A 13,054-nucleotide genomic window follows, 5' to 3' on the forward strand; every position below is an offset into this window, starting at 1 on the left:
ATCTCTCGCAGTTCAAATCAATTAATCAGGAGGTAGTTACATGAAAACTTTTACAAAGGCGTACATACCCTACAATGGCTACTATTCAACACCATTCAGCCGCTGGCAGGGAAGCATGCAGAATGAAAATGCAATTGAGTTAGGCGCCAAAACAGCAAGAAGGTGGTTTCTGGAGAAGAAGAAGATCGATCCGGGCATACTGGACTATCTGTATTTCGGCATTACCATCCATCAGCATCACCTGTTCTACAGCCATAACTGGGCAGCAGGCATGCTTACAGACAATAAGAAGTTCCTGCCCGGCCTCATGGTCAGCCAGGCCTGCACCACATCTACAACAATCCTCAATCTCGCTGCGCTTGCCATAGAACAGGGAGCTTTTAATGTGGCCTTCGGCCTCATGACTGACCGCTGCTCCAATGGTGCACACACCGTATGGCCGAACCCCATGGGCCCAGGAGGCGAGGTAATAGCAGAAAACTGGCTTATGGACAACTTCAACAGCGATCCCAATGTATTTCCTCCTTTAAAGATGGTTCAGACTGCCGAAAAGGTAGCAGCAGAGGTAGGGATCACCAAAGAAGAATGCGATGCAGTGGTTTTAAGACGCTATGAGCAGTATCAGATGGCGCTGGCTAATGACCGTGCTTTCCAGAAACGTTACATGTTCCCCGCAGAGGTAAAGCTCTCCAAGAAACAGACTAAATTGATAGAGACGGATGAAGGCGTAACCCCTACTACAGCAGAAGGTCTGGCCAAGCTCGGACCGGCTGAAAAGGGAGGAGTCCACAGCTTCGGCGCACAAACATTCCCTGCCGACGGTAACTGCGGTTTTATCGTCACTAACCGTGATATGGCAAAAGAACTGAGCGCTGATCCGGGTATTGAAATCCAGGTTATATCTTTCGGTTTCTCCCGTGTCGCACCGGGCTTTATGGCTGCAGCCCCTGTACCTGCTTCAGAGATGGCCCTTGCCAATGCAGGCTTAAAAATTACCGATATGAAGGCTATTAAGAGCCACAACCCCTTTGCAACAAACGACCTCAACTTCGCAAAAAAAATGGGTATAGATGTCATGGCTATGAACAACTACGGAAGTTCCCTGATATACGGACACCCCCAGGCTCCAACAGCAGGCAGGATCATTGCCGAGATGCTGGAAGAGATGGCTATCCTTGGCGGAGGCTATTGTCTCTGGACCGGTTGTGCTGCAGGCGATACCGGCGCTTCCATGATCTTTAAGGTAGGCTAAAATCGAAATGTAAGAGGATGAGCCGGAAACTACTACCGGCTTATCCTCTTCCCCACTCTGGCCATTCCTCGTTGAGGGGAACGGCCTTTTTTATTTTCATTTCTTGACAAGAATAAAAGGGATTTCTTATAATGTGTGAAAATTTTTTATCCATTTGGAGGGTTTATGTGGGACAATTTGACCATTAATGAGGTTGTGGAATATGCAAAAGATCCTTACCCATCCATACGAAAATGGATAAAAGATAAGGGGAAAAAGGTAGTTGGCAGTACCTTTGCTGATGTCCCCGAAGAGGTGATACATGCATTCGGCTTTTTACCTGTTACAATTATGGGTACAAACAAACCGCTGAAAAAAGCTCCAAGCCACCTACCGGACAACGCATGTTCCCTGGCAAGAAGCAACCTTGAGCTTGTATTGAGTTATGAGGGTGACCTTTTTGATGGTTTTGTTCTACCGCAGGTCTGTGATACCACCCAACACCTATCCGATATCTGGAGGATAAACTTTCCGGACAAATATGTGGAAAGTTATCTTGCGCCACGTCAGGCTGATAGACCAAGTGCGCGGTACTGGGTAAAGGAGGAGATCGAAAGGATCATATCATCACTATCCGGTTGGTCAGGAAAAAAGATTGTAGAAGAAGACTTGTGGGAAGCTATTAAAATACATAATGAAAATAAGACCCTTCTAAAAGAGATATACGAGATTAAAAAGAAAAATCCGGCAGCCTTAACCAATAAAGAACTCTTCGCCTTAATGAAACTATCACAGCAGGTTGACAAGGCAGAGTTGAACCAGAGCTTAAAGAAGATAAAAAATAGTTTGCAGTCCGGTAAGAACAATGGGTATACCGATGTAATCCTTGTAGGCATTACCTGTGATCCTCCTGAGATATACGACCTCTTTGACGAGGTTAGACTCAACATCGTCGGGGATACTCTTCTTGTAGGGACACGTTATATCCAGGGCATTGTCCCGACTAACGGAAATCCTATCGATGCCCTCACGGAAAGGCACTTCAGAAGAGGGTTCTTCTCGCCGATACACGATAATGTTTACAAGAATTTCGAAGAAGTGAAAGCGCTCTATAAAGAGACGCAGGCAAGGGCTGTTATATATGTGCATATTGAGTTTTGTGAATCTCAGGAATACGACCTGCCTGACCTCAAGAGAATGATAAAGAATGAAGGCATATTGATGCACACGTTAGATACGGAATACCAGACATTGTCTCTTTCCCATGTAAGGACAAGACTTCAGGCATTCTTTGAGTCCTTAAAAGGAGGATCATTATGAACCTAACATCCAAACAGATGTCAAAGAAGATTACCGACGAATATATGGACGATGCATTTCACGCCCATGAAAAAGGTAAACTTATCGGTTATTCAACAGCAATATCACCGGTTGAACTTTTTGTTGCCCACGACATTATCCCTATCTACCCGGAGAATCACGCTGTGGCAAACCTCACGGCAAAAAAAGGCGCCGAGCTTTGTTCCGTAGTTGAGAGTATGGGTTACACAAACCATTTATGTGCCTACGCAAGAAGCGATCTGGCCTACAGAAAAACAGGAATAACAGTCACCAAGGGCATCCCTGAACCTGATCTCTTTCTTGCATGTAATGCCCAGTGCTTTACACTTACAAAATGGTTCCAGGTGCTTGCCAGAAAAGGCAACCTGCCCGTATTTGTCTTTGACACCCCGGAACACGTTATGGATAGCAACACCCGGAAGGAGATCGTAAAATACTGTGTGCTTCAGCTTAAAGAACTAATCAGTTTTCTTGAAGAAGTAACAAAAAGAAAGTTTGATTACGACAGACTCAAAGAGGTGATGAAATATTCTGCCGAGTCAAGCATACTCTATAAAAAATTCCTTGATATGGCTCAATATAAGCCATCCCCCATCAGCATCTTTGATGCCCTCATAGGCATGGCAATTGCTGTGTACCGGAGAGGCACCCAGGAATGTGTTGATTACTATCAGACCCTTTGTGATGAGATTCAGGCAAAGGTTGATCAGGGGATTGGCGTACTTCCGAAAGAAAAAGAAAAGTACCGCCTATACTGGGAAAACCTCCCTGTATGGTTTAAATTCAGCGATCATGCAAAGCTTCTTGGATCATACGGCGGTGTCATTCTGACATCTCTTTATGTTCATGCGTGGAGCTTTGAGTTCGATCTTGACAAAGACCCGCTCGTTACCCTCGCTGAGAATTACGTGTCGCGCTTCTCGAATTCCACTATTGAGGATAGAGCAGATATGGCAACAGAACTCTTCAAGAAATATTCGATGAACGGCATGATTATGTTTATGAATAGAAGCTGCAAGGCAGTCTCCTTTGCAGTACCAACACTGAAAGAGATCCTTACCAAAAGAACCGGTATACCTGCACTTGTATTCGAGAGCGACATGGGTGACCAGAGGTTCTATTCGGAAACCCAGATCAGAACGAGGATTGAAGCATATTTCGAGACACTGGATAGGCTACAGCCTTAAAGCTCTTAGCAAATTAGCTACTCAGCATTAGATCTGGAAGTATGGTAAGAACGTTTATTGCCTTAAGAAACCCGGGTTTTTCAACTGCTCCCTTAAAGAATCCCTTGAGTAAAACTTCGAGGAATTTTAACGATGAAAGGATAGATCAGACAAGGGTTAATCCAACATCCCCTAAATATACAAATCCAGATATACTTCATCGCCGTCTTCTATATGAAGCGCATCTTTCAGATGTATTGACGCAACAACTTCGAGGAGCCTTTCATCATAGTTTTCAACAAGGGGAATGACAACTCCACATTCATATTTGTCATTTATTAGGCCCTTTATCAGGACGGCATCACAAAAACCTTCTGTCTGATGAACAAGCCTTTCCGTAGCCCTCTCTTTTAGAATACCCTGCGCCTGCGCATCATTAAGCGTTATATTCAACGTGCCCTGAAAGGGTTGGAATTTGAGCTTTTCATATAGCTGCCGGTTTACCCAGTCGATAGCAAGAAATTCCTTAGATTCGCCTATACCTTTGACTACTTTGCCTTTTATTTTCATTTTTTCGGGACGTTAATACCCTATGCCTCGTCCTGGCTCCCCCATCTCCTAAACAGCTTTGCATCAATAGAAAACATGTCGAGCACCTTCCCGACGGTCTGGCTTATTATATCATCAATGGTTTTTGGCATATGATAGAAGGCAGGAACAGGGGGCATAATAATACCGCCCATCCGGGTCACCTTCAGCATCAACTCAAGGTGCCCCTCATGTAAAGGCGTCTCTCTCACAAGGAGCAAAAGCTTTCTACGCTCTTTAAGCGTTACATCTGCCGCTCTAACAAGGAGATTATAGTTGAAGGAATTTGCGATTGCAGATAGCGTCTTTATTGTACAGGGGGCAATAATCATGCCATCCACCTTAAAGGAACCACTCGCAATCGCCGCTCCGATATCATCAACATCGTATACTACATCTGCTAAGGATTCCAGGGATTGTACATTGTATTCCGTCTCAATTTCCAGATTTTTCACTGCAGACTCTGTGATCACAAGGTGCGTTTCTACCCCCGCCTCACGGAGGGATTTTAACGTCCTTGCCCCGTATACAACACCGGTTGCCCCTGTTATCCCGACAATAAGCTTACTCATTTATTACCCCCGGCGAGATTTACGATCCTTTTTACCCTTTCGCTGTCCCCCTTTGCTACATGTGCCCGTTCTTTTATTGATTTTCCCTGAACCGTGGCGTTGATCCCTATTTTTGTAACTCCATCCCCTTTTTCAGCCTGAGGATCGATGGGCTGCCCCTGAAGGCCTTCCACAATAATGAAATCCTCACTTGGTGAACATCTCGTAATCAATGCCCATTCTACATCTCTTAAATCTTCGGGGTTTATGTCATCATCTACAATTACTGCCTTTTTAACCATAGGAAAGGAAAGTAAAAACGTGATCAAGCTGCGTATCTTATATTTTTCAGTACTTCCCACATTTACCACAACGGACGACCCGAATGTCTTCTGGATAAAGGTAATCCTCGATATAAAGGGGAAAAGTTTTTTTGCGTTCTCTTCAATGTGTGCGCTACTCACAAAGATAAGATACATATCGGCTTCAGGGCTAGTTGGCAGGAGCGCATGGTATATAGGAGAATCCTTATATGTTAACCTCTGTACCACTACGGTAGGTGTTTCTTTGAGCGTAAGGTAATAGCCGCTTATTTCTCCGAGGGGACCATCCTGCATACCTTTATCCGGACTCACATAACCCTCCAGATAAATTTCACTCTCTGCAGGCACATCAATCAATGAATCAAAAGATGAGATTACTTCAATTCCCTTACCTCGCAACCCTCCGGCAATCCCCATTTTATCAGCGCCCCAGGGCGCTTTTAATGCCATGGCAATGAAGAAGAGCGGGTCAACGCCAATTGATATCGTAACAGGCATTTTTATATGCCTTTCCTTATACTTTCGGTATATATCTCCAAGAGGCGGGTTGAGTAAGGTAGCTCCAAGCAGGTTTTTCCCGCGATACTCCATACGATGTACTCCACGTCCGATAAAACCGGAATCAGGATCAATTGAGGATATAATGCTCGTTGTGATAAACGGTGCAGAATCACCCTGATAATATTTCAGGATAGGCAGGAAATCAAGAAGATCCTTATTCCGGACATCTACAGTATTCAAATGCCCTGGTTTTACAGGCACCTTCTCATGGCTTCTCTTTACCCCTTCAAGAAAGGCCTCACCGGGGTTTGATGCGCCATCAAAGAAAACTTTAAATATATCCAAAGAAGGAACACAGTTTGCAACAAGCCTGCAACTGTAGCCCTCGATATTTTCAAAAAGAAGTATTTTTCTGCTGTCCGAGAGTTTCTCTATAAGCTCAGGTATGTCCTCTTTAGAAACCGGGTCCTTTATTTCAAGGACCCGGCTGTTTTCGCGCATTACTTCAATATATTCCCTGAGGGATTTTATCAACTCTACAGACCCTTGGGTATTGGAGATGTAAATTCAATTATCTCCATCGAGCAGGGCGTCGGGACAAGCTGTCCTCTGCCGAGTCTTATCCAGAGCTCTTCCTTATACTTTGCTGCGTCTTTGGATATTTTCACCTTTGCAAATGTTCCACGGTATTTATACTTTCCAGGCGTCAGGTCTCTGATGATTGCAACGCGCTCCTGTTCTGCCGGCATGTCTTTGAAATCTATATTTATATATGTATCCCATGTTGCCATAATATCCTCCTATTCCTTAAATCCATATGTTTTCCACTTTGCAAGAACTTTCTCCTGAATATCTTTCGGGTACACGTTGTCGAAGGATACTTTGATAGGTACATCTGAAGCTGACCAGTCAAGAGGGAAGGTACAGTCAAAGAGAACTTTACCGGCAACGCCGAGACGTCTTTCAGCCGGTGTTGCATAGGGGTTCAGCGGGGTGCCTACACCGAATTTCTCTATTCTTATGCCGTTAACCGGGTGGCATTTAGTGCTGAGTGCGTGAATCAACTCATCCTTATCGTAGATATCCGTTTTATCGTCAACAACTACAAGCATGTGGAACCAGGGACCCAGCTTGCTGCCGAAGCAAAGCTGACCGATCTGTGTAGCTATGTTTGCATAAGCAGGTTTTACGCCTACCACAACAAGGTGATGTGTTGATTCGGGAAGCATATATACGCCGGTTATGGGGATTCCCTGAGCGCGGAGCATTTTATCCATTTCCAGGCCAAGAGAAAATGATCTTAAAAGCTGACCTTCATCTGTAGGTATTCCCATATTGGACATAGCCATAATGGGATTCTTTCTCATGGTGATTGCCTTAACGTGATACACGGTTCTCGGTTCTCGGGGGCTTGTTCTGTAGCCGGTATATTCGCCGAAGGGAGCTTCATCAATCATAACGTTTGGTACAAGGACACCTTCGATGATGATTTCTGCGTGGGCCGGAACTAAGAGATCGCAGGTAACACACTTGGTTACTTCTACGGGCTCTCCCATAAGGAGGCTTGTAAACTCAGCTTCAGCAATACCTGCAGGAGCGCAGCTTGCGATTGCTGAAAGAGGATCGGGATTGACTACTACTGCAAAAGGCATAGGCTTATTTGCAGGCTGAAATTTGTTGTGCCACATTTTCCCCATATCAGAGAAGGGAAGTACGGGACCGACCATTGTCTTTTCATCAAAAGCCATCTGACGATACATACCCCAGTTCACGAAAGGAGTGTCAAGATCCTTGGCTACTACAAACTGCCATGTGCCTATGTATCTGCCGCCGTCACCATCATGAACCATGGGTGCAGGGAGATTTAATATGTTTGCATCATCGCCTGTCCATACGATTTCCTGGCAGGGTGCATTGGTGATGACTTTCGGTGCCATTGCCTTGCTTTCATCTGACGTTCTCTTCAGATATTCGGCTGACACCTCAGGAACTGTGCTATCCGGATCCATACCGAGTGCAATTGCCAGCCTTCTGTATGTAGCGATAGGCGCTCCAACGCATTCAAAACCGGGATAATCTTTAATGTTCTTAAAAAATACGGCCGGACCTTTCTTTTCGCATGTTCTCCGGACGATTGCGCCCATCTCAAGATCCCAATCAACTTCCTCGTTTACTTCTATGGCATCGCCTGTTTTTATGCATGCTTCTATAAATGCCCTGTTGTCTTTGTAATACTTATGAGCCATCTGTTCCTCCATCAAATTATTTAAACTTCTCTACGATCTGATCCCACTTGCCTTGCGCCTCAAGGATAAACTGGGCCATTTCCCTTACAACACCCTTTCCGCCGCCGGCGGACGTCACTAAATCAGCAATCGATATTGCTTCCTGTGAAGCATCTGAAGGTGCTACGGATAACCCTACCCGTTTCATAACTGCAAGGTCTATCATCTCGTCGCCTGCATAACATATGTCCTCATCTTTTAAGCCTGATTCCTGCTCAAACTGTTCAACCCTTCCCATTTTTGCACCCTGGCCCCAGCGTCTTTCAGGCGGAATTCCATAGATGCCTGCCATCTGCTCATCTGCACGTGATATCTTTGTTGTGAGAAGTGAAACAGATATACCTGCTTCTGTAAGAAGCCTGACTCCAAGCCTGTCATGGAGAGAGAAAAGCTCAGACTTTATCCCCTCCTGTGTATAGTACAGGGTATTGTCCGTCATTATCCCATGGATATCAAGGATGACAAATTTAACCTTTTTTGCTTTTTCGATCGCCTCTGCTCTATTCATCGCATCGCCTCCTCTATTTGTAACCCATTTTGGTTACTTTCTCTACCCATGCATCCCATTTGTCCATGGCCCTCATTACAACTTCACATATTTCTCTCATGGCGCCCCTACCGCCTGCAGCTTTGGTAATGTAACAGGCAAGGGCCTTTACCTCATCAATGGCATCTGCCGTTGCTATGGGAAAACCAACTCTTTCCATGGGGGCAATATCAGTAAGTTCACAACCCAGATAGCCTATCTCTTCATCTGTTATGTTCATCTCCTTCTTAAGCTCTTCAATCTTGGCCCACTTATCTGTCACACTATAGTAGAACTTATCAAGCTTCAGTTCCTTGGCCCTGAAAAGGCCTTCTCCGTCTATGGATGTTGTGTCGAGAAAAGCAATACCGATTCCATTTGCGGTAAAGGAAAGATCCGCAAACCCGTCCATATGCCAGAAACCGTATCGCCTGTTTCCCTCTATATCACAAAAAATGTTGTTCGCAGTCAATACGCCATGAATATCATGGCAAAAAAGTTTAATTTTTTTAGCCCTTTCCTTTGCATCATTCAAATCTTTTTCGAATGCCATTTTACCTCCTTTTAGTCAATTACCGGGGCTTACGCCTATCCCGTAAGAGGGTCGCCCCCTCTCGCATACTTTTCATGCTAAAAGAAACATCTTAAAAACCGGGGCAGGTATCTACACATACATAGCATATAAACTTGTAGACCCTCGCTCGTAAGCTCGCTGATTAGTCTATACCGTACTCATTCCACCTGGATTTCACTTTATCCATTATGCTTTCTGTAAGCTTGATCTCTGTGGGTTTGATTTTCCAATCGTACGGTATGGTTGCATCCATGATGATCCGCGATGTGAGGAACTTGTTATCATCCTCTGCAAGTGCCGGGTCGAGAGGGGTTGACCTGCCTCTGTTTATAATCTGCGTGCCCCTTGCAGGATTATAGCGGACGCCCAATGCCCACCAGACCCTCGGGAGATCATCTGCTTCGATATCATCGTCAACAATAATAATACCTTTTACTCCATAAGAACCTGTATTGCTTGCAATCACCGCTGCGCCCACCTGATCCGCATGGCCCGGATACATCTGCTGAACAGAAACAACCACCCAGAAACGTCCCGAAGCTTCCGGCATCGTATATACTGACTTGATACCAGGGATTTGCATCTTGTCCAGATCCATCCATAAACTTGCGTTCCGAGCAAAGGCATAGAGCATGTGCTGGTCTCCTACGGGCCTGCCCACGCTGGTTTCCCAAAGTACCGGTTTGTTTCTGTAGTATACACGTTTGACATCCAAAGCCGGTTTGGGAATAGGCTTAATGAGTTCTTCCGTGTAGTAGCCTGTATACTCGCCAAAGGGTCCTTCATTTCTCAGTTTAGTAGGATCAATCTCACCTTCCAGCACAATCTCTGCAGCCGCAGGAATCGGGAGGCCGAAGATCTGACTCCGCACCACATCCACAGGGGCTCCACGTAAGGTACTTACAACATCATACCCGCTTTTGGCTCCAGAAACTGTGGCAGCACTGGCAAAGATGTGTAAAGGATCGCCTCCTATAATCGCGCATGCAGGCATCTTTTTGCCCTGCTTCGCATACTTTTTCATGATCCGGTCCGCTGTTTTCCCTTTTAGGATCTGTACACCGACGGTTTTATCATCGAGGATACCCATGCGGTATGTTCCAAGATTTACCTTACCCGTTTCCGGGTCCTGAATAACCATGAATACTGCGGTGCCGAAATAGCGTCCACCGTCAAGTTCATAAAATTTAGGAGATGGAAAGGCAAATGTATCTACCTTGTCGCCATCAACAATATTCTCAAAAATGGGGCCGTCTGTTACTTCCTTTGCAGGAATTACTTCCTTAACAGCAAGATTCACCCATTCTTTGGTAAGGTTAACGAGAGAAAGCTTTGGGTCTTTTCCCAGAATCATTGCCAGTCTCTGGGTAGTGCCAAATGCACCGGTTAAAACCGGGCTGTCATATCCCTTCACATTCTCAAACAGAAGCGCCGGGCCTGACTTCTCTTCTACAATCTTACAGATATGAGATATCTCCAACTCCCAGTCAACTTCCGCCTTGATCCTTTTTAATTGCCCTTCTTTCTCGCATAGAGATATAAAGCCCCGCAAATCCATAGTTACCTCCTTAACCTAATTTTTTGTTAATCTTACGTTAAATACTTGACATGTCAATTAATTTCTACTTATACTCTATAATAAAATATTATGTTTTCATATTCATTAAATTCTCTGATTGTTTTCTGTGCAGTCGCAAAGATGCGCAGCTTTTCTAAAGCAGCTAATATACTTTTTATGACACAGCCCGGGGTTTCCAACCACGTTGCACAGCTTGAGGCACAAACCGGGACTATGCTACTAAAAAGAGAAAAGGGCAAGTTTCAACTCACAAAAGAAGGAAAGATGGTCTTTAAGTATGCTGAGAAAATAGAGACAGTTGCAAGAGGACTGGAAAGTACCATCAAGGCCATAAAAAAAGATGCAAAACCTCTGTTAAAAATAGCTATAACACCGGTATACTCGAGGGTAATGATGCCCTTTATACTTGGCAGCTTTCAGAAAGCCTATCCCGATATTATGATAAAGCTTGATCTTGGAAATTCTGATGATATGCTAAAAACAGTGGTCAATATGCAAAATGATGTCGCGGTTTTAGCAAACCAAATGACGTCACAAAAGGTCTTTGCATTCCCTTTGTTAAAAGAGGAGCTTGTTCTTATAACATGCAACGATCATCCACTTTCTACAAAAGAATCTGTATCGCTCCAGGAAATAGCGGAATATCCCCTGGTTATAAGAGAGGAGGGTTCCTCCACAAGAAAAGTGGTCCTTTCAGCCCTTGAGTCAATGAAAATAACGCCTCCTGTTTTAATCGATGTGAGAAGCACGGAATTTATTAAAGAGTGGGTATCACAGGGCAAGGGTGTTTCTATCCTAATTAAAAGGGCAGTAATGGATGATGAGCGTAAATATTTGAAGGTAATACCCTTAAAGGAGAACTTATCACTAAAAGTATCGGTACTATTTTTAAAATCAAAGAAATATGATACATCAATTCAGAAGTTTGTGGATCACATAGCACATCTTAAGGCAGAATCCTATTTGCAGCAGTTAAAGAATACAATTATTCCGGCTTAAGATACAGATTTGGAAAGTTCTTTCACTATTCTTTCAGTTATTTCCTGACATATAGACCTGATCTTTTCAATACTTTCAATGGAGAGGTCATCCCAATGTATGCCAGCCACAACTACCGTATTCCTCCCAAGCCTGCGGGTAAGCTCTTCTGACAATGTCTTGGCTACCATATCTTCTTTGTGCCCTGTGTAAGTAAAAACCGAGCTGGTTGCCGCATTTTCTTGAGGATCTTTTAAACTCGGCCTTGCCTGGGCCATCCCTATAGCGCCTATATGGGGCCGCGTACCCCCATAGAGTATAACCAGACAATCATCATTAAGCTCATATACCACGGCAACAACCTCAAAACCATCCTGCTTCTCAGATATAATATGGGAGCTTAATTGGTGGGAAGATCCCTCTGTAGGATTATTATCGCTTTTCATAACAAAGTATCCCCTGCTTTTGTATCATCTTATGAAGCACTTTAACAGTTTTCCCGACAAAAACGGTTTTGCTTATTCTAAATTTTCTCTTTTACGCAATCTGCCCAAGAAGCTGCTTAACGACGCTTCTTGGGCAGATAAATATATCCTTTTAAATGACCCTTACTCTTTAGGCGGTTTTGGCTCTGTTAAAGGCCAGAAATTGAAAAACCCCGTATACGATGCAATAACTGGAAATGTAAAACCAAGAAGTGCAGTTGCAATCCAGAGTTCCTGCACATAACCGGTAGCGCCTCCAGGAGGCAAAGGACCGGCAATAAGAACGCTGAACCACAGATAGAGATAGTACATCACAACTGCGAGAATAATATTGAGGACAATCAGGACAATCCCCTTCCCGGGTTGTTTCATGGTCTGCACAGGAGCGGTCTGAAACAGAAGGAGCATGATAAACTCTCCGAAGATTAAGCAGATAGGTACTTTCAGACTGAATTGGAACACATCCATACCCATGTTATCTACAAAGATCATTTTGATTATATATGCTATTATACATACAACGATGCTGACCACAATACCCCAGATGGGCTGTTTACCGAATGCAGGAGCCTTCGGCGGGATAAGGCTTATGGGCCAGAAATCGAGTTCAACCCATGCCAGAATCACGGCAAGGCATGTGAGAAAGAAAGCTAAACTCGAAAAAGCATTGAATGCTCCGCTTGGAGGTGCAACAGCAGCATAGAAGGGTGCGCCCTTCATGAAATCAAAATTAAAGCATGTAATAAAAAGTATATAGGCTAATGCATAGGAGACGATAAGAGTGCCGAAACCAACGAATGCCGGGTGATCACCCTTAATACCTGCTGCAGGCCAGCATCCCCACACAAAAACGCACCAAAAAGTCATGATAACCGTCATAATCGTGAAGAATATGAGAGGCGGTGTGGGCGGTGTTACAAAGCCTC

At 44.4% G+C, this 13,054-nt stretch carries 14 protein-coding genes; 4 read left to right on the top strand and 10 right to left on the bottom strand.

Translation table 11 applies throughout. The features are described from left to right. Nucleotides 1-40 precede the first annotated feature (40 nt). The 3 genes from NT178_07705 to NT178_07715 all read left to right on the top strand — a co-directional run bounded on the left by NT178_07705 (nt 41) and on the right by NT178_07715 (nt 3,759). Entirely contained in the window at nt 41-1,252 is a 1,212-nt protein-coding gene (locus NT178_07705) for a thiolase family protein (protein ID MCX5812415.1), read from the top strand. A gap of 165 nt (nt 1,253-1,417) precedes the next feature. Beyond that, nucleotides 1,418-2,551, top strand: a complete 1,134-nt coding sequence (locus NT178_07710) for a 2-hydroxyacyl-CoA dehydratase family protein (GenBank protein MCX5812416.1) — start codon at nt 1,418-1,420, stop codon at nt 2,549-2,551. Then, nucleotides 2,548-3,759 (top strand): 2-hydroxyacyl-CoA dehydratase family protein, encoded by a 1,212-nt coding sequence (locus NT178_07715; GenBank protein ID MCX5812417.1) that lies wholly within the window; start codon nt 2,548-2,550, stop codon nt 3,757-3,759. The genes NT178_07710 and NT178_07715 overlap by 4 nt, the downstream gene beginning before the upstream one ends. Nucleotides 3,760-3,930: 171 nt before the next feature. On the opposite strand, the gene NT178_07720 is transcribed toward NT178_07715, so the two are convergent. The 8 genes from NT178_07720 to ppcB form a co-directional block, all read right to left on the bottom strand. Continuing rightward, complete coding sequence (locus NT178_07720; GenBank protein MCX5812418.1) at nt 3,931-4,308, bottom strand: DUF120 domain-containing protein; 378 nt, start codon at nt 4,306-4,308, stop codon at nt 3,931-3,933. 20 nt (nt 4,309-4,328) lie between these two features. Next, nucleotides 4,329-4,898: a UbiX family flavin prenyltransferase gene (locus NT178_07725; GenBank protein MCX5812419.1), complete on the bottom strand. Its 570-nt coding sequence runs from the start codon at nt 4,896-4,898 to the stop codon at nt 4,329-4,331. Beyond that, entirely contained in the window at nt 4,895-6,202 is a 1,308-nt protein-coding gene (locus tag NT178_07730) for a UbiD family decarboxylase (protein MCX5812420.1), read from the bottom strand. Before NT178_07730 ends, NT178_07725 begins: the two co-directional genes overlap by 4 nt. 35 nt (nt 6,203-6,237) lie before the next feature. Continuing rightward, a complete protein-coding gene (locus tag NT178_07735; GenBank protein ID MCX5812421.1) occupies nt 6,238-6,492 on the bottom strand; it encodes a phenylphosphate carboxylase subunit gamma in 255 nt (84 codons plus the stop codon). A 9-nt stretch (nt 6,493-6,501) separates the two neighbouring features. Next, entirely contained in the window at nt 6,502-7,947 is a 1,446-nt protein-coding gene (gene ppcA / locus NT178_07740) for a phenylphosphate carboxylase subunit alpha (GenBank protein ID MCX5812422.1), read from the bottom strand. Nucleotides 7,948-7,963: 16 nt separating this feature from the next. Continuing rightward, a complete protein-coding gene (locus NT178_07745) occupies nt 7,964-8,494 on the bottom strand; it encodes an HAD hydrolase family protein (protein MCX5812423.1) in 531 nt (176 codons plus the stop codon). 13 nt (nt 8,495-8,507) lie between these two features. Then, nucleotides 8,508-9,065, bottom strand: a complete 558-nt coding sequence (locus NT178_07750; protein MCX5812424.1) for an HAD hydrolase family protein — start codon at nt 9,063-9,065, stop codon at nt 8,508-8,510. A 163-nt stretch (nt 9,066-9,228) separates the two neighbouring features. Next, complete coding sequence (gene ppcB / locus NT178_07755) at nt 9,229-10,644, bottom strand: phenylphosphate carboxylase subunit beta (protein ID MCX5812425.1); 1,416 nt, start codon at nt 10,642-10,644, stop codon at nt 9,229-9,231. Between the two features lie 90 nt (nt 10,645-10,734). Here ppcB and NT178_07760 point away from each other — a divergent pair, with 90 nt between their 5' ends. Next, entirely contained in the window at nt 10,735-11,664 is a 930-nt protein-coding gene (locus NT178_07760; GenBank protein ID MCX5812426.1) for a LysR family transcriptional regulator, read from the top strand. On the opposite strand, the gene NT178_07765 is transcribed toward NT178_07760, so the two are convergent. Both NT178_07765 and NT178_07770 read right to left on the bottom strand, forming a co-directional pair. After that, on the bottom strand, nt 11,661-12,089 hold the full coding sequence (locus tag NT178_07765; GenBank protein MCX5812427.1) for a hypothetical protein: 429 nt from the start codon (nt 12,087-12,089) through the stop codon (nt 11,661-11,663). The two genes, NT178_07760 and NT178_07765, sit on opposite strands and share 4 nt — an antisense overlap. 162 nt (nt 12,090-12,251) lie before the next feature. Beyond that, on the bottom strand, nt 12,252-13,054 hold an 803-nt coding region (locus NT178_07770), incomplete at its 5' end, for a hypothetical protein (protein ID MCX5812428.1).

This window comes from Pseudomonadota bacterium, from assembly GCA_026388255.1.
Classification (GTDB): domain Bacteria; phylum Desulfobacterota; class Syntrophorhabdia; order Syntrophorhabdales; family Syntrophorhabdaceae; genus JAPLKB01.